Origin of the sequence: Pantoea piersonii, from assembly GCF_003612015.1 — a bacterium.
GTDB classification, from domain to species: domain Bacteria; phylum Pseudomonadota; class Gammaproteobacteria; order Enterobacterales; family Enterobacteriaceae; genus Pantoea; species Pantoea piersonii.
In genome coordinates, this window is record NZ_RARB01000001.1 from 359,014 (window position 1) to 376,518 (window position 17,505).

At 57.1% G+C, this 17,505-nt stretch carries 16 protein-coding genes, 3 tRNA genes and 1 other RNA gene; all 20 read left to right on the top strand.

From position 1 onward, the window contains the following. The first annotated feature begins 12 nt into the window (after nt 1-12). The 20 genes from D7S44_RS01785 (at nt 13) to D7S44_RS01880 (ending at nt 17,394) form a co-directional block, all read left to right on the top strand. Nucleotides 13-729: a succinate dehydrogenase iron-sulfur subunit gene (locus tag D7S44_RS01785; RefSeq protein ID WP_120451469.1), complete on the top strand. Its 717-nt coding sequence runs from the start codon at nt 13-15 to the stop codon at nt 727-729. A 203-nt stretch (nt 730-932) separates the two neighbouring features. After that, on the top strand, nt 933-3,740 hold the full coding sequence (sucA, locus tag D7S44_RS01790) for a 2-oxoglutarate dehydrogenase E1 component (RefSeq protein ID WP_120451471.1): 2,808 nt from the start codon (nt 933-935) through the stop codon (nt 3,738-3,740). A gap of 16 nt (nt 3,741-3,756) precedes the next feature. Continuing rightward, a complete protein-coding gene (gene odhB / locus D7S44_RS01795; RefSeq protein WP_120451473.1) occupies nt 3,757-4,977 on the top strand; it encodes a 2-oxoglutarate dehydrogenase complex dihydrolipoyllysine-residue succinyltransferase in 1,221 nt (406 codons plus the stop codon). Nucleotides 4,978-5,050: 73 nt separating this feature from the next. Continuing rightward, nucleotides 5,051-6,217: an ADP-forming succinate--CoA ligase subunit beta gene (sucC, locus tag D7S44_RS01800; protein ID WP_120451475.1), complete on the top strand. Its 1,167-nt coding sequence runs from the start codon at nt 5,051-5,053 to the stop codon at nt 6,215-6,217. Further along, nucleotides 6,217-7,092 (top strand): succinate--CoA ligase subunit alpha, encoded by an 876-nt coding sequence (sucD, locus tag D7S44_RS01805; RefSeq protein WP_013025067.1) that lies wholly within the window; start codon nt 6,217-6,219, stop codon nt 7,090-7,092. The genes sucC and sucD overlap by 1 nt, the downstream gene beginning before the upstream one ends. A gap of 615 nt (nt 7,093-7,707) precedes the next feature. After that, nucleotides 7,708-9,279, top strand: a complete 1,572-nt coding sequence (cydA, locus tag D7S44_RS01810) for a cytochrome ubiquinol oxidase subunit I (protein WP_120451477.1) — start codon at nt 7,708-7,710, stop codon at nt 9,277-9,279. A gap of 11 nt (nt 9,280-9,290) precedes the next feature. Further along, nucleotides 9,291-10,430 (top strand): cytochrome d ubiquinol oxidase subunit II, encoded by a 1,140-nt coding sequence (gene cydB, locus D7S44_RS01815; RefSeq protein WP_120451479.1) that lies wholly within the window; start codon nt 9,291-9,293, stop codon nt 10,428-10,430. Between the two features lie 15 nt (nt 10,431-10,445). Further along, the gene (gene cydX, locus D7S44_RS01820; protein ID WP_120451481.1) at nt 10,446-10,559 is read left to right on the top strand and encodes a cytochrome bd-I oxidase subunit CydX; all 114 of its coding nucleotides are present in this window, start codon (nt 10,446-10,448) and stop codon (nt 10,557-10,559) included. Then, a complete protein-coding gene (gene ybgE, locus D7S44_RS01825) occupies nt 10,559-10,852 on the top strand; it encodes a cyd operon protein YbgE (RefSeq protein WP_120451484.1) in 294 nt (97 codons plus the stop codon). Before cydX ends, ybgE begins: the two co-directional genes overlap by 1 nt. 177 nt (nt 10,853-11,029) lie before the next feature. Continuing rightward, nucleotides 11,030-11,434, top strand: coding sequence for a tol-pal system-associated acyl-CoA thioesterase (gene ybgC, locus D7S44_RS01830; RefSeq protein WP_120451485.1), 405 nt, complete (start codon nt 11,030-11,032; stop codon nt 11,432-11,434). Next, entirely contained in the window at nt 11,431-12,117 is a 687-nt protein-coding gene (gene tolQ / locus D7S44_RS01835) for a Tol-Pal system protein TolQ (protein WP_120451487.1), read from the top strand. Before ybgC ends, tolQ begins: the two co-directional genes overlap by 4 nt. Before the next feature lie 13 nt (nt 12,118-12,130). After that, on the top strand, nt 12,131-12,559 hold the full coding sequence (gene tolR, locus D7S44_RS01840) for a colicin uptake protein TolR (protein ID WP_033751683.1): 429 nt from the start codon (nt 12,131-12,133) through the stop codon (nt 12,557-12,559). A gap of 26 nt (nt 12,560-12,585) precedes the next feature. After that, nucleotides 12,586-13,908 carry a cell envelope integrity protein TolA gene (gene tolA / locus D7S44_RS01845; RefSeq protein ID WP_120451489.1) on the top strand — a complete coding sequence of 441 codons (1,323 nt, stop codon included), beginning with the start codon at nt 12,586-12,588 and terminating at the stop codon, nt 13,906-13,908. Between the two features lie 112 nt (nt 13,909-14,020). After that, nucleotides 14,021-15,316: a Tol-Pal system beta propeller repeat protein TolB gene (tolB, locus tag D7S44_RS01850; protein ID WP_120451491.1), complete on the top strand. Its 1,296-nt coding sequence runs from the start codon at nt 14,021-14,023 to the stop codon at nt 15,314-15,316. 50 nt (nt 15,317-15,366) lie between these two features. Beyond that, the gene (gene pal / locus D7S44_RS01855) at nt 15,367-15,891 is read left to right on the top strand and encodes a peptidoglycan-associated lipoprotein Pal (RefSeq protein WP_120451493.1); all 525 of its coding nucleotides are present in this window, start codon (nt 15,367-15,369) and stop codon (nt 15,889-15,891) included. Nucleotides 15,892-15,900: 9 nt separating this feature from the next. Continuing rightward, nucleotides 15,901-16,713 carry a cell division protein CpoB gene (gene cpoB / locus D7S44_RS01860; RefSeq protein ID WP_120451495.1) on the top strand — a complete coding sequence of 271 codons (813 nt, stop codon included), beginning with the start codon at nt 15,901-15,903 and terminating at the stop codon, nt 16,711-16,713. 166 nt (nt 16,714-16,879) lie between these two features. Beyond that, nucleotides 16,880-16,955: transfer RNA gene (locus tag D7S44_RS01865), tRNA-Lys, on the top strand. 68 nt (nt 16,956-17,023) lie between these two features. After that, a tRNA-Lys gene (locus tag D7S44_RS01870) sits at nt 17,024-17,099 on the top strand. A gap of 42 nt (nt 17,100-17,141) precedes the next feature. Further along, nucleotides 17,142-17,217, top strand: a tRNA-Lys gene (locus tag D7S44_RS01875). Nucleotides 17,218-17,260: 43 nt separating this feature from the next. After that, nucleotides 17,261-17,394: non-coding RNA, RtT sRNA (locus D7S44_RS01880), on the top strand. Nucleotides 17,395-17,505 lie beyond the last annotated feature (111 nt).

A 17,505-nucleotide genomic window follows, 5' to 3' on the forward strand; every position in this document is an offset into this window, starting at 1 on the left:
GCGGAGACGATCATGAGACTCGAGTTTTCTATTTATCGCTACAATCCTGAGGTCGACGCCGCGCCGCGCATGCAGGATTACACTCTGGAATCGGAAGACGGGCGCGACATGATGTTGCTGGATGCGCTCATCCGTCTGAAAGAGAAAGACCCGACGCTGGCGTTTCGTCGCTCCTGCCGTGAAGGCGTGTGCGGCTCCGACGGCCTCAATATGAACGGTAAAAATGGCCTGGCGTGCATCACGCCGGTCTCCGCGCTGGGCAACGGCAAGCAGAAGATTGTGATCCGTCCGCTACCGGGCCTGCCGGTTATCCGCGACCTGGTTGTGGATATGGGGCAATTCTATGCGCAGTATGAGAAGATTAAGCCTTACCTTTTGAATAATGGAGAGAATCCGCCGGCGCGCGAGCATCTGCAGACGCCTGCCGAGCGTGAGCATCTGGATGGCCTGTATGAGTGTATTCTCTGCGCCTGCTGCTCAACCTCCTGTCCGTCGTTCTGGTGGAACCCGGATAAGTTCGTCGGTCCTGCTGGTCTGCTCGCCGCGTATCGCTTCCTGATCGACAGCCGCGACACGGAAACCAATGCGCGTCTGGACAACCTGAGCGACGCTTTCAGCGTTTTCCGCTGTCACAGCATCATGAACTGTGTGAGCGTGTGTCCGAAAGGGCTTAACCCGACGCGCGCCATCGGCCATATCAAGTCGATGCTGCTGCAACGGAATGCATAAAACCTTATCCGTCCGGGAACCTCAGGTTCCCGGCGTTTTACGGAAGCCTTGCTAAGCGCGGCGGCGCCACGCTTAGCAAGGTTCCCTTACGGGCAGGGCGCGTGTGAGCGCACAGGCTCGTATCGCTGAACTCACTACGGCAAACCGCGAAAGCGGCAACAAATGAAACCTCAAAAAAGCATAGTAATGCTTAAGGGATCACAATGCAGAACAGCGCGATGAAGCCCTGGCTGGACTCCTCCTGGCTGGCCGGCGCGAACCAGTCTTACATAGAGCAACTCTATGAGGATTTCCTGACCGATCCGGACTCTGTCGATGCAGTATGGCGCACGATGTTCCAACAGCTGCCGGGCACCGGCGTGAAACCTGAACAGTTTCACTCCACCACGCGCGAATACTTTCGTCGCCTGGCGAAAGATGCATCTCGTTACACCTCCACCGTTTCCGATCCGGCCGCCAATTCAAAGCAGGTTAAAGTCCTGCAGCTGATTAACGCCTTCCGTTTTCGCGGCCATCAGCATGCGAATCTCGACCCGCTTGGTTTGTGGAAGCAGGATCGCGTCGCTGACCTCGATCCCGCCTTTCACGATCTGACCGACGCCGATTTTCAGGAAAGCTTTAACGTAGGCTCTTTCGCCATCGGCAAAGAGACCATGAAGCTGGCCGATCTCTATGAAGCGCTACAGCAGACCTATTGCGGCTCCATCGGTGCAGAGTACATGCACATCAACAACACCGAAGAGAAGCGCTGGATCCAGCAGCGCCTGGAATCGGTGGCGGGCCGCGCTGCCTTTAGCAGCGAAGAGAAAAAAGGTTTCCTGAAAGAGCTGACCGCGGCAGAAGGGCTGGAAAAATACCTTGGCGCGAAATTCCCGGGCGCGAAACGCTTCTCGCTGGAAGGCGGCGATGCGCTGATCCCGATGCTGCGCGAAATGATCCGCCATGCGGGCAAGAGCGGCACGCGCGAAGTCGTGCTGGGCATGGCGCACCGCGGTCGTCTTAACGTGCTGATCAATGTGCTGGGCAAAAAACCGCAGGATCTCTTCGACGAGTTCTCCGGCAAGCATAAAGATCACCTCGGCACCGGCGACGTAAAATACCATATGGGCTTCTCGTCAGACGTGGAGACCGAAGGCGGTCTGGTGCATCTGGCGCTGGCGTTCAACCCGTCGCATCTGGAAATCGTCAGCCCGGTAGTTATGGGTTCGGTGCGCGCGCGTCTGGATCGTCTCGATTCGCCGGGCAGCAATCAGGTATTGCCGATCACTATCCACGGCGACGCCGCGGTTATCGGCCAGGGCGTGGTGCAGGAAACCCTGAACATGTCTCAGGCGCGCGGCTATGAAGTCGGCGGCACCGTTCGTATCGTTATTAACAACCAGGTGGGCTTCACCACCTCCAACCCGCGTGACGCGCGCTCGACGCCATACTGTACCGATATCGGTAAGATGGTGCTGGCACCGATTTTCCACGTCAACGCGGACGATCCGGAAGCGGTGGCGTTTGTGACTCGCCTGGCGCTCGATTATCGCAATACCTTTAAGCGCGACGTCTTTATCGACCTGGTTTGCTACCGCCGTCACGGCCATAACGAAGCCGACGAGCCGAGCGCAACCCAGCCGCTGATGTATCAGAAAATCAAAAAGCATCCGACGCCGCGTAAGCTCTACGCCGATCGTCTGGAGGCGGAAGGCTCCGCCAGCCCGGAAGACGCGACCGAGATGGTGAATCTCTATCGCGACGCGCTGGATGCGGGCGAGTGCGTGGTAGCCGAATGGCGTCCAATGAGCCTGCACTCCTTTACCTGGTCGCCTTATCTCAACCATGAGTGGGATGAGAGCTACCCGTCAACCGTCGAACCGAAACGTCTGCAGGAGCTGGCACGCCGTATCAGCCAGATCCCGGAAGCGGTCGAGGTGCAGGCACGCGTCGCGAAAATCTACAATGATCGTAAAGAGATGGCCGAAGGCAACAAGCCTTTCGACTGGGGCGGCGCGGAGAACCTGGCCTACGCCACGCTGGTGGATGAGGGCATTCCGGTGCGCCTCTCTGGCGAAGATTCCGGCCGCGGCACCTTCTTCCATCGCCATGCGGTGATCCATAACCAGTCCAACGGCTCCACCTACACGCCGCTGCACCATATCCATAATGGACAGGGGCAGTTCAAGGTGTGGGACTCCGTACTGTCGGAAGAGGCGGTGCTGGCGTTCGAATATGGCTACGCCACCGCTGAACCGCGTACCCTGACGATCTGGGAAGCGCAGTTCGGCGACTTCGCCAACGGCGCGCAGGTGGTGATTGACCAGTTCATCAGCTCCGGCGAGCAGAAGTGGGGCCGCATGTGCGGTCTGGTCATGCTGCTGCCGCACGGCTACGAAGGTCAGGGCCCGGAACACTCTTCAGCGCGTCTGGAGCGTTATCTGCAGCTCTGCGCAGAGCAGAACATGCAGGTGTGTGTGCCCTCTACCCCGGCGCAGGTCTACCATATGCTGCGTCGTCAGGCGCTGCGCGGTATGCGCCGTCCGCTGATCGTCATGTCGCCGAAATCGCTGCTGCGTCATCCGCTGGCGGTCTCTTCGCTGGACGAACTGGCTAACGGCAGCTTCCAGCCCGCGATTGGCGAAATCGATGCGCTCGATCCGCAGCAGGTGAAACGCGTGGTGCTCTGTTCCGGTAAGGTCTACTACGATCTGCTTGAGCAGCGCCGTAAAAACGAGCAGACCGATGTCGCCATCGTGCGTATCGAGCAGCTCTATCCGTTCCCGCATAAAGCGGTGCAGGATGCGTTAAAAGATTATGCCCATGTGCAAGATTTCGTCTGGTGTCAGGAAGAGCCGCTGAATCAGGGCGCATGGTATTGCAGCCAGCATCACTTCCGCGAAGTGGTTCCGTTCGGCGCTTCGCTGCGCTATGCGGGCCGTCCGGCTTCCGCTTCGCCGGCTGTGGGCTATATGTCCGTACATCAACAACAGCAGCAAGACCTGGTTAATGACGCGCTGAACCTTGGTTAATTTAAAAGGAAAGATAATGAGTAGCGTAGATATTCTCGTTCCCGACCTGCCTGAATCCGTTGCCGATGCCACCGTGGCAACCTGGCACAAAAAACCAGGCGATGCGGTAAGCCGCGACGAAGTGCTGGTAGAGATCGAAACTGACAAAGTGGTACTGGAAGTGCCGGCCCAGGCTGACGGCGTGCTGGAAGCCGTACTGGAAGATGAAGGCGCGACCGTCACTTCGCGCCAGATCCTGGGTCGCCTGAAAGAAGGCAACAGCGCAGGCAAAGAGACCAGCGCTAAAGCGGACACCAACGAGTCAACTCCGGCGCAGCGTCAGACGGCGTCGCTGGAAGAAGAGAGCAACGATACGCTGAGCCCGGCGATCCGTCGTCTGATTGCCGAGCACAATCTGGACGCATCGCAGATTAAAGGCACCGGCGTAGGCGGTCGTATCACTCGCGAAGATGTGGAAAAACATCTGGCGAAGAAACCGGAAGCGGCCAAAGCTGCTCCTGCCGCCGCTGAAGCTGCGCCGCAGACCGCTGTCGCTAACCGCAGCGAAAAACGCGTGCCGATGACGCGCCTGCGTAAGCGCGTGGCCGAGCGTCTGCTGGAAGCGAAGAACAGCACCGCCATGCTGACCACCTTCAACGAAGTGAACATGAAGCCGATCATGGATCTGCGCAAGCAGTACGGCGAATCCTTCGAGAAGCGTCACGGCGTGCGTCTGGGCTTTATGTCCTTCTATCTGAAGGCGGTGGTGGAAGCGCTGAAGCGTTTCCCGGAAGTTAACGCCTCTATCGACGGCGAAGACGTGGTTTACCACAACTACTTCGACGTCAGCATCGCAGTCTCCACGCCGCGCGGCCTGGTGACACCGGTGCTGAAAGATGTCGACGCGCTGAGCATGGCGGACATCGAGAAGAAAATTAAAGAGCTGGCAGTGAAAGGCCGCGACGGCAAGCTGACGGTTGAAGAGCTGACCGGCGGTAACTTTACCATCACCAACGGCGGCGTCTTCGGCTCGCTGATGTCGACGCCGATCATCAACCCGCCGCAGAGCGCGATCCTGGGCATGCATGCCATCAAGGATCGTCCGATGGCGGTGAATGGTCAGGTCGTGGTGCTGCCGATGATGTATCTGGCGCTCTCATACGATCACCGTCTGATCGACGGCCGTGAATCAGTCGGCTATCTGGTGGCGGTGAAAGAGCTGCTGGAAGATCCGGCGCGTCTGCTGCTGGACGTCTGATTTTCGCCGGGCGCGCCGATTGAACGCGCGCCCAACCTTATTACTCTTTTCAGACCTGAATGGATAGAACATCATGAACTTACACGAATACCAGGCGAAACAGCTGTTTGCACGGTATGGTATGCCGGCACCAACGGGCTACGCCTGTACTACGCCACGCGAAGCGGAAGAAGCGGCCTCTAAAATTGGTTCAGGCCCGTGGGTAGTTAAATGTCAGGTTCATGCCGGCGGACGCGGTAAAGCGGGCGGCGTGAAAGTGGTCAACAGCAAGGAAGATATCCGTACTTTCGCTGAAAACTGGCTGGGCAAACGCCTGGTGACCTATCAAACTGACGCAGAAGGCCAGCCGGTAAACCAGATCCTGGTTGAAGCGGCGACCGATATCGATCAGGAACTCTATCTGGGCGCGGTAGTCGATCGCGCTACCCGTCGCGTGGTCTTTATGGCCTCGACCGAAGGCGGCGTTGAGATTGAGAAAGTAGCGGAAGAGACGCCGCACCTGATCCACAAAATGGCGCTCGATCCGCTGACCGGTCCGCAGCCTTATCAGGGCCGCGAGCTGGCGTTCAAACTGGGCCTGACCGGCAAACAGGTCAGCCAGTTCACTAAAATCTTTATGGGCCTGGCGACCATGTTCCTGGAGCGCGATCTGGCGCTGGTTGAGATCAACCCGCTGGTGATCACTAAGCAGGGCGATCTGGTCTGCCTCGACGGCAAGCTGGGCGTGGACGGCAATGCGCTGTTCCGTCAGCCGGAGCTGCGCGAAATGCGCGATCCGAGCCAGGAAGATCCGCGCGAAGCGCACGCAACGCAGTGGGAACTGAACTACGTCGCGCTGGAAGGCAACATCGGCTGTATGGTTAACGGCGCAGGTCTGGCGATGGGCACCATGGACATCGTGAAACACCACGGCGGCCAGCCAGCTAACTTCCTTGACGTGGGCGGCGGCGCGACCAAAGAGCGCGTAACTGAAGCCTTTAAAATCATCCTCTCCGACGACGCGGTAAAAGCGGTCTTCGTTAACATCTTCGGCGGCATCGTGCGCTGCGACCTGATCGCTGACGGCATCATCGGCGCCGTCGCTGAAGTGGGCGTCAACGTACCGGTCGTGGTACGTCTGGAAGGAAACAACGCCGAGCTGGGCGCGCAGAAACTGGCGGACAGCGGACTGAACATCATTGCAGCAACCAGCCTGACTGACGCGGCACAGCGCGTTGTTGCGGCTGCGGAGGGGAAATAATGTCTATTCTGATCGACAAAAACACTAAAGTGATTTGCCAGGGTTTCACTGGCGGTCAGGGGACTTTCCACTCTGAACAGGCGCTGGCTTACGGCACGCAGCTGGTCGGCGGCGTTACGCCGGGCAAAGGCGGCACCACGCATCTGGGCCTGCCGGTGTTCAACACCGTGCGTGAAGCGGTAGAAGCGACCGGTGCGACTGCGACGGTAATCTATGTTCCTGCGCCGTTCTGTAAAGACGGCATCCTGGAAGCGATCGACGCAGGCATCAAGCTGATCATTACCATTACCGAAGGCATCCCGACGCTGGATATGCTGACGGTGAAAATGAAGCTGGACGAAGCGGGCGTGCGCATGATCGGACCAAACTGTCCGGGCGTGATCACCCCAGGCGAATGCAAAATCGGCATCATGCCGGGCCACATTCACCAGCCTGGCCGCGTCGGCATCGTGTCGCGCTCCGGCACCCTGACCTATGAAGCGGTGAAGCAGACCACAGACATCGGCTACGGCCAGTCTACCTGTGTCGGCATCGGCGGCGACCCGATCCCGGGTTCTAACTTCATCGACATCCTGAAAATGTTCCAGGATGATCCGCAGACTGAAGCGATCGTCATGATCGGCGAGATCGGCGGCAGCGCGGAAGAAGAGGCGGCGGCGTTTATTAAAGAGCACGTCACCAAACCGGTTGTCGGCTACATCGCAGGCGTGACCGCGCCGAAAGGCAAACGTATGGGCCACGCAGGCGCTATTATCGCCGGCGGCAAGGGCACAGCGGACGAGAAGTTCGCTGCGCTGGAAGCGGCAGGCGTGAAAACCGTTCGCAGCCTGGCGGATATTGGCGATGCGGTAAAAGCGGTGCTGCCAGCGAAATAAGCGCGTTACGCATCAGCACTCAGGCCACCCTTCGGGGTGGCTTTTTTTTGCCCAAAAGAAAGCCGGTGCGGCGAAAACTCCCATTACAGAGCGGGTAAAAAGAGGCTGGCGTGGCGGAAAAAAAGGAGTTTCTTTTTGGAAGTAGAGTTAAAAAGTAAAATTAAAGGTAATGCTTTTCTAAATTACGCCATTTCTCTGTGACAACTAATTAACAATAATCTTCAGACTACATATCTGGAAATTAAAAGCGTTAATCCAGATCAAAGCTTCTCGATATTTAACAAACTTTACCGCTGGCAAAGCGTAAGCCAACCGGTTTTAATTGCGCTGCATCAATTCAGTCATTTCCAGAAACATCCAGGAGATTGCGCCAGAGATCAATAATCGGATGGCGGCAGTTGTTCTCTCGCCTGCCCGGAACGGACTGAGGATGCTTTTAGGGGAAGTTTCACTACCGTTACTCGCTCACGTCGGGCCGCGGATCACTGTGAGCCGTCGGTAACAAAAAACTGGAATCAATAATCAGTCGTTCCTGAATCTTATTCTCTGCGTCAATACCTGCTGTTCGCCGTTGTTATTCGCAGAATAAGGTCATGCGAGGAGCAAGGAGTCATTATGTTAGATATCGTCGAGCTGTCGCGTTTACAGTTTGCCTTAACGGCGATGTACCATTTCCTGTTTGTCCCGTTAACGCTCGGTATGGCGTTTTTGCTGGCTATTATGGAAACGGTTTACGTCCTCAGCGGCAAACAAATCTATAAAGATATGACCAAATTCTGGGGCAAGTTATTCGGAATTAACTTTGCGCTGGGCGTGGCCACCGGCCTGACCATGGAGTTTCAGTTCGGAACCAACTGGTCTTATTACTCTCACTACGTCGGCGACATTTTCGGTGCGCCGCTCGCCATTGAAGGGTTAATGGCGTTCTTCCTGGAATCCACCTTTGTCGGCCTGTTTTTCTTCGGCTGGGATCGCCTGAGCAAAACGCAGCATCTGGCAGTCACCTGGCTGGTGGCGTTGGGATCCAACCTCTCGGCGCTCTGGATCCTGGTGGCGAATGGCTGGATGCAGAATCCCATCGCCTCTGAATTCAACTATGAAACCATGCGCATGGAGATGCTGAGCTTCTCCGAACTGGTGCTTAACCCGGTGGCGCAGGTGAAATTCGTGCATACCGTCGCGGCGGGCTACACCACCGGCGCCATTTTTATCCTCGGCATCAGCGCCTGGTATCTGCTTAAAGGACGCGATGTCGCCTTCGCGAAACGTTCTTTCGCCATCGCCGCCAGCTTCGGCATGGCTGCAGTGCTCTCGGTGATTGTGCTGGGCGACGAGTCGGGCTACGAAATGGGCGACGTGCAGAAAACCAAACTCGCCGCTATTGAGGCTGAATGGGAAACCCAGCCTGCGCCAGCGGCCTTTACGCTGTTCGGCCTGCCAAATCAGGAGAAACATGAAAACGCCGATGCGGTGCAGATCCCCTGGCTGCTTGGCCTGATTGCGACGCGATCTATCGATACGCCGGTAACCGGCCTGAAAGATCTGATGGCGCAGCATGAGGTGCGTATCCGCAACGGCATGAAAGCCTATGCGCTGCTGAACCAGCTGCGCAGCGGCAGCGAAGATCCGGCGGTGCGCGAGGCGTTTAACCAGAGCAAACAGGATCTGGGCTACGGCATGCTGCTAAAACGCTATACGCCGAACGTGGCGGATGCGACTGAAGCGCAGATCCAGCAGGCGGTAAAAGATTCTATTCCGCGCGTGGCGCCGCTCTATTTCGCCTTCCGCATTATGGTGCTGGCGGGCGTGCTGCTGCTGGGTATCATCACCTTCTCGTTCTGGAGCGTGATCCGCAACCGTATTGGCAAGCATCGCTGGCTGTTGAAAGCGGCGCTCTACGGCATTCCGCTGCCGTGGATCGCGGTAGAAGCGGGCTGGTTTGTCGCCGAATATGGCCGCCAGCCCTGGGCGATCGGCGAAGTGCTGCCGACCTCGGTAGCGAACTCTTCCCTGACCGTGGGCGATTTGCTCTTTTCCATGCTGCTGATTTGCGGTCTCTACACGCTGTTCCTCGTGGCGGAAATGTATCTGATGTTTAAATTCGCGCGCCTTGGTCCGAGCAGCCTGAAAACCGGACGATATCACCATGAGCAGGTCCCGACGGCGGCTGAGCCGGTACGCGGTTAAGGAGAGCAACCATGTTTGATTATGAAGTTCTGCGCTTTATCTGGTGGCTGCTGGTCGGCATCTTGCTGGTGGGCTTCGCCGTGGCAGACGGTTTTGATATGGGCGTCGGCATGCTGACGCGCCTGATGGGACGCGACGATACCGAACGCCGCATTATGGTCAACAGCATCGCGCCGCACTGGGATGGCAACCAGGTCTGGCTGATCACCGCAGGCGGCGCGCTGTTCGCTGCCTGGCCGATGGTCTACGCCGCCGCCTTCTCTGGCTTCTACGTGGCGATGATTCTGGTGCTGGCGTCACTCTTTTTTCGTCCGGTAGGTTTCGATTATCGTTCTAAAATTGAAGATATGCGCTGGCGCGGCATGTGGGACTGGGGCATCTTTCTTGGCAGCTTCGTTCCGCCGCTGGTGATTGGCGTGGCGTTCGGCAATCTGCTGCAGGGCGTGCCGTTCCATGCGGATGAATATTTACGCCTCGACTACACCGGCAACTTTTTCCAGCTGCTCAATCCGTTCGGGCTGCTGGCGGGCGTTATCAGCGTGGCGATGATTCTGACGCAGGGCGCAACCTATTTGCAGATGCGCACCACTGGCGAACTGCACCTGCGTTCGCGCACCGTGTCGCAGGTCGCCGCGCTGGTGATGATGGTTTGTTTCGTGCTGGCGGGCGTCTGGGTGAAATATGGCATCGATGGTTATGTCATCACCAGCGCTATCGATCACCACGCGGCGTCGAACCCGCTGGGAAAAACCGTCGTACGCGAGGCGGGTGCCTGGCTGGCGAACTTTAATCATATGCCGGCGCTGTGGCTCTTTCCGCTGCTCGGCGTGGTGCTGCCGTTGCTGACGGTGATGTTCTCGCGCAGCGAGAAGGGCGGCTGGGCGTTTGTCAGCTCATCGCTGACGCTGGCGTGTGTCATCATGACCGCAGGTATTGCGCTGTTTCCCTTTGTCATGCCGTCGAGCATCGAACCCGGCATGAGCCTGACGATGTGGGATTCCACCTCGAGCCAGCGCACGCTGACGGTTATGACCTTTGCCGCCATCATCTTCGTGCCCATTATTCTGGCCTACACCAGTTGGTGCTATTACAAGATGTACGGGCGTATCACGAAAGAACATATTGAGCGCAATACGCACTCTCTCTACTGATTAAGGAGACGACGCATGTGGTATTTTGCCTGGATTCTCGGCACCCTGCTGGCCTGCGCTTTTGGCGTGATCACCGCGCTGGCGCTTGAGCATGTTGAAGAGAGCGCCGCACAGGACGAGCGTGCCTGATGCGCAAGCTGATTCGGACGGCATATCGTCTGATGAACAAAGGGCCCCTGCGGGCCCTTTCGCTCATTCTGGCGCTGATTGTGGCGGGCTGTTTGTTCTGGGATCCCTCGCGCTACGCCGCGCGCACCAGCACCCTGTCGGTATGGCAAGGCATTCTGGTGATCTGGGCGGTATGCGCTGGCGTGATCCACGGCGTAGGCTTTCACCCGCGCCGTACGCGCTGGCAGGCGCTCTTCTCGCCGCCGGTGGCCCTGATCGTCCTGTTGCTGGCTCTCTACTGGTTCTGGCGATAACCTGTAACAGCTGCCGCTGGCTGTGGAGTATTGTCAGCGGCAGGTCAAGAAATCTACTGAAAATCCTTCCGTTTGTTTCCGTCCGATAATTATTTTCTCCTGGCTCTGGCATCCCATTCCCAACCCCAAATCTCTTGCGTATAGTAGCAACGTTTAAAAACGAGACCGGGATGTAGAGTGAGTACAACGCTGTTTCGCTGGCCGGTTCGGGTCTATTACGAAGATACCGATGCCGGTGGCGTGGTTTACCATGCCAGCTATATCGCTTTTTATGAACGAGCACGTACCGAGATGTTGCGTCAGCACCATTTCAATCAGCAAACTCTGCTGGAAGAGCAGGTTGCTTTTGTGGTGCGGCGCATGACGGTGGACTATGTTTCGGCGGCACGTCTTGATGACCTTCTGGAAATCCAGAGCGAAGTCACCGCGATGACGCGCGCGACCATGACATTTTCCCAGCGTATCGTGAATGCAGAAGGCAAAGTCCTGAATGAAGCAGAAGTCCTGATTGCCTGCATTAACCCACATCTTATGAAGCCGATTGCGCTTCCCAAGTCTATTGTCGCGGAGTTCAAGCAGTGACTGACATGAACATTCTTGATTTGTTCCTGAAGGCGAGCCTTCTGGTCAAACTTATCATGTTGATTTTGATCGGCTTTTCCATTGCCTCCTGGGCCATCATTATTCAGCGCACCCGTATTTTGAATGCGGCGGGACGCGAGGCGGAAGCGTTCGAAGACAAATTCTGGTCTGGCATTGAGCTTTCTCGTCTCTACCAGGAGAGCCAGGGACGTCGCGAAGAGCTGAGCGGTTCAGAGCAGATTTTCTATGCCGGCTTCAAAGAGTTCGCCCGTCTGCATCGCGCTAACAGCCACGCGCCTGAAGCCGTGGTCGAAGGCGCCAGCCGCGCCATGCGCATCTCAATGAACCGCGAACTGGAAACCCTGGAGAACCATATTCCGTTCCTTGGCACCGTCGGCTCTATCAGCCCCTATATCGGTCTGTTCGGCACCGTCTGGGGCATTATGCATGCCTTTATCGCGCTGGGCGCGGTAAAACAGGCGACGCTGCAGATGGTTGCGCCGGGCATCGCCGAAGCGCTGATCGCCACCGCGATCGGTCTGTTTGCCGCGATCCCGGCAGTCATGGCCTATAACCGACTGAACCAGCGCGTCAATAAGCTGGAGCAGGGCTACGACAACTTTATGGAAGAGTTCACGGCCATCCTGCACCGTCAGGCTTTCTCCAGCGATAACGCGAAGTAAGCGGAGGTAACTCATGGCCAGAGTACGTGGTCGCGGTCGCCGCGACCTGAAATCGGAAATCAATATCGTTCCGCTGCTCGACGTCCTGCTGGTGCTGCTGCTGATCTTTATGGCGACAGCGCCGATTATTACCCAGAGCGTAGAAGTGGATCTGCCGGACGCCACCGATTCGAAAACGGTCTCCAGCGACGATAATCCGCCGGTGATTGTAGAAGTCTCGGGCGTTGGCCAGTACAGCCTGGTGGTGGATCACGATCGTATGGAGCAGCTGCCGCCGGAACAGGTAGTAAGCGAAGCGCAGCGTCGCATTGAGGCGAATCCAAAAACCGTCTTTTTAATTGGCGGCGCAAAGGATGTGCCTTACGACGAAATTATTAAAGCGCTTAACCTGCTGCATCAGGCAGGCGTTAAATCTGTCGGTTTGATGACGCAGCCGATTTAAAGTCGAACCGTTTTTGGGAACCGAGTGTGTCGAAGGCAACCGAGCAAAACGAGAAGTTAAAGCGCGCGATAATTATATCGATAGCTCTCCACGTCGTGCTGATCGCGCTGCTGGTCTGGAGCTCGTTCAACGAGAATATTGAGGCGAGCGGCGGTGGCGGCGGCAGCGATATCGACGCGGTAATGGTCGATCCCGGCGCTGTAGTGGAACAGTACAATCGTCAGCAGAACCAGAAAAGCGACAGCCAGCGCGCCGAGCAGCAGCGTCAGAAGCAGGCGCAGCAGCAGGCTGAAGAGCTTCAACAGAAGCAGGCCGCTGAACAGCAACGCCTGAAGGCGCTGGAAAAAGAGCGCCTGCAGGCGCAGGAAGCGGCCAAAGAGCAGGCTGAGCAGCAGAAACAGGCGGAAGCGGCTGCTAAAGCGGCGCAGGAGCAGCAGAAAGCGGCCGAAGCCGCCGCCGCGCAAGCCAAAGCCGATGCGAAAGCTGAAGCGCAGGCGCAGGCGAAAGCCGCCGCTGAAGCGAAGCAGAAAGCGGAAGAGCAGGCAAAACAGGCTGCTGCCGACGCGAAGAAAAAGGCGGAAGAGCAGGCGAAAGCCGCCGCCGCCGCTGCTGCGAAAGAGAAAGCGGTTGCTGACGCCAAAGCAGCTGCTGACGCGAAGGCAAAATCCGAGGCGCAGGCGAAAGCGAAAGCAGCGGCGGATGCCAAAGCGAAAGCCGCGCAGGAAGCGAAAGAAAAAGCCGAGGCGGCAAAAGAGAAGGCCGCTGAGGAAGCGAAAGAGAAAGCCGAAGCGGCCAAAGAGAAGGCCGCGCAGGAAGCCAAAGAAAAAGCGGAGGCCGCGAAAGAGAAGGCGGAGGCCGCGAAAGAGAAAGCAGCTGCCGAGGCGAAGGCCAAAGCGGAAGCGGCGGCTAAAGCGAAAGCCGATGCGAAGAAAAAAGCAGCGGCGGAAGCGGCGAAAAACAGCAGCGACGTTGACGATCTGCTTGGCGGCCTCACCTCCGGCAAAAATGCGCCGAAGAGCGGCAACGCCAGCGGCGGCGCGCCGGCAGGGCAGGGCAACCAGAAAAAATCGGGCGCGTCCGGTGCGGATATCAGCAACTATGCGGGCCAGATCCAGGCAGCGATCCAGAGTAAGTTTTACGATTGGGAAAACTACAAGGGTCGTACCTGTACGTTGCGCATCAAGCTGGCGCCGGATGGTTTGCTGATTGACGCCAAAGCGGAAGGGGGCGATCCCGCGCTCTGTCAGGCGGCGTTAGCGGCCGCGCGTCAGGCGCGTATTCCTAAGCCGCCGACGCAGGACGTTTATCAGGTCTTTAAGAACGCGCCGCTGGATTTCAAGCCGCAATAATGCAGTATCTTACGTCAGCTTGATCTATGGTTAAGCCGTAAACAAACAGAAGTCATGTTTTTCAGGAACTGTGCCAGTTATCGTGGACTGAGGTTCAGATAAGGGAGATAAGATGAAGCAAGCTCTTCGTGTCACGTTAGGCTTTTTTATACTGTTGTGGGCGGCCATGCTGCATGCAGAAGTCCGCATCGAAATTACACAGGGCGTCAACACGGCCCGTCCAATTGGCGTTGTGCCTTTTAAATGGGCCGGTTCCGGCGCGGCGCCGGAAGATGTCGGCGGCATCGTCGGCGCTGACCTGCGCAACAGCGGCAAGTTCAATCCGCTGGACGTTTCTCGTCTGCCGCAGCAGCCGACCAGCGCCCAGGAAGTTCAGCCTGCGGCATGGACCGCGCTGGGCATCGACGCGGTAGTCGTCGGTCAGGTTCAGTCGAACCCGGACGGCAGCTATCAGGTTTCTTACCAGCTGGTCGATACCGCCGGTTCGCCGGGCAATGTTATCGCCCAGAACTCCTTCAAGGTCACGAAACAGTGGCTGCGCTATGCGGCGCACACCGCCAGCGACGAAGTATTTGAAAAGCTGACGGGCATCAAGGGCGCGTTCCGCACCCGTATCGCCTACGTCGTGCAGACCAACGGCGGCCAGTTCCCGTATGAGCTGCGCGTAGCGGATTACGATGGTTACAACCAGTTTGTGGTGCATCGCTCGCCGCAGCCGCTGATGTCGCCTGCATGGTCGCCGGACGGTTCCAAAGTCGCTTACGTCACCTTTGAAAGCGGCAAATCGGCGCTGGTGGTGCAGACGCTCTCTAACGGCGCTATCCGTCAGGTCGCTTCTTATCCGCGTCACAACGGCGCGCCGGCGTTCTCTCCGGACGGCTCTAAACTGGCGTTCGCCCTGTCGAAAACCGGCAGTCTTAACCTTTACGTAATGGATTTGGGCTCAGGCCAGACGCGTCAGATAACCGACGGACGCTATAACAGCACCGAACCGACCTGGTTCCCGGACAGCCAGACGCTGGCCTATACCTCGGATCAGGCTGGTGCGCCGCAAATCTACAAAATTGGCATCAACGGTGGCACGCCGCAGCGTATTACCTGGGAAGGCGCACAAAACCAGGATGCGGACGTCTCAACCGATGGTAAGTCTATGGTGATGATCAGCACCAGCGGTGGTGCGCAGCACGTCGCCAAACAAGATCTGGAAACGGGTGCCGTCCAAACGTTGACGAACACGTTCCTGGATGAAACGCCAAGCCTGGCACCGAACGGCACGATGGTAATCTATAGCTCTACTCAGGGGATGGGTTCCGTGTTGCAGTTGGTCTCAACCGATGGGCGTTTCAAAGCGCGTCTTCCGGCAACCGATGGACAGGTTAAATTCCCTGCCTGGTCGCCGTATCTGTGATACCCGTTTCTGCGGGTTAAGCAAACATCTAACAATAATGGGATTTTGAAATGCAACTGAACAAAGTGCTGAAAGGGTTGATGCTGGCTCTGCCGGTTCTGGCTGTAGCCGCTTGTAGCTCACACAAAAACAACAATAACGACCAGACTGGCATGGGCGCTGATGGCGCTTACGGCAACGGTTCTGGCATGAACGGCAGCGGCAACATGTCTTCTGACGAGCAGGCGCGTCTGCAGATGCAGCAGCTGCAGCAGAACAACATCGTTTACTTCGGTCTGGACAAATATGACGTGCAGTCTGATTACGCTCAGATGCTGGACCAGCACGCAGCCTTCCTGCGCGGCAACCCGTCATACAAAGTGACCATCGAAGGTCACGCGGATGAGCGCGGTACGCCGGAATACAACATCGCACTGGGCGAGCGTCGTGCTAACGCCGTGAAGATGTACCTGCAGGGCAAAGGCGTGTCAGCTGACCAGATGTCAATCGTCTCTTACGGTAAAGAGAAACCGGCTGTTCTGGGTCATGACGAAGCGGCTTACTCTAAAAACCGTCGTGCCGTTCTGGTCTACTAAGAGAATCACATGATTAGTAACTTCAGACTTCATCTGTTGGGTCTGTCGTTACTGGTTGGCGTAGCGGCCCCCTGGGCCGCTAATGCCCAGGCGTCAATCAGTAGCGTCGGCTCTGGCTCGGTCGAAGACCGTGTCACCAATCTTGAACGAATTTCCAATGCCCAGGCTCAGCTTCTGCAGCAACTGCAGCAGCAGATGAGCGACAACCAAAGCGATATCGATTCCCTGCGCGGGCAAATCCAGCAAAACAGCTACCAGCTTAATCAGGTCATCGAGCGGCAAAAGCAGCTCTATCAGCAGATCGACAGCCTGAGCAGCAGCGGCGCGAATAATGCGGCGCAAAGCGGCGCTGCCGCACCGGCTGCAGGCGCTGATGCAGGTGCGGGTGCGGCGGCCAGTGCGGGCGCAGGCGCCGCAGCGGCCTCATCAGGCGCGCCGGTGCAGAGCGGCGACGCTAACAGCGACTATAACGCTGCGGTAGCGCTGATTCTGGAAAAGAAACAGTATGACCAGGCGATCGCCGCGCTGCAGGCGTGGGTGAAGCGCTATCCTGATTCAACTTATCAGCCGAACGCCAATTACTGGCTGGGGCAGTTGAATTACAACAAAGGTAAAAAAGACGACGCGGCTTATTATTACGCCACCGTGGTGAAAAATTACCCGAAGTCGCCGAAAGCCTCTGAAGCGTTGCTAAAGGTTGGCGTCATCATGCAGGAGAAAAACGACACGGCGAAAGCTAAAGCGGTTTACCAGCAGGTGATCAAACTTTACCCCAATACCGATTCAGCAAAGCAGGCGCAAAAACGCCTCGACGGGCTGTAATTTGTGCAGCCAGCACCGGATTTTGCCTGATTTCTGGTCTGGCAGCATGAAAGGTAAGCAGTTGACGCCGCTGGTGGAAAATAAGGGTTGCGCTACATCGGTAAATCAGTAATATATGCCGCCGTTGCCGGGACAGATTACAAATGTGTCTGGCAAGCCTGAAGATGGGTCGTTAGCTCAGTCGGTAGAGCAGTTGACTTTTAATCAATTGGTCGCAGGTTCGAATCCTGCACGACCCACCATCTTCTCAGCGAACAGGTTCTTTTCTCTGTTACTGCGAAACTTCAGCATCGCTTCACAACCTAAAGATGGGTCGTTAGCTCAGTCGGTAGAGCAGTTGACTTTTAATCAATTGGTCGCAGGTTCGAATCCTGCACGACCCACCATCTTTTCGCAGGCTTCAGGTTTGCGGGTTGTAAGCCCCAAGCGGGTCGTTAGCTCAGTCGGTAGAGCAGTTGACTTTTAATCAATTGGTCGCAGGTTCGAATCCTGCACGACCCACCAATTCAGGAAAAAGCGCCCAACGGGCGCTTTTTTCGTTTTTGCGCGTACAAGGTTAACGAGCAGGATGAGAGCCTGCGCAGGTTCGACTGAATCGCCGGAGCGATTCAGGCTGATGCGAAGCATCACCCCGAGGGCGAGGCCCCGGACGGGCCGAGGCAAATCCTGCACGACCCACCAGTTCAGAAAAAAGCGCCTTATGGGCGCTTTTTTCGTTTCTGTGCACCTGAGCTTAACGTGCAGGATGAGAGCCTGCGCAGGACAAATTTTATTTCCGCGCCCTCCTCTCGG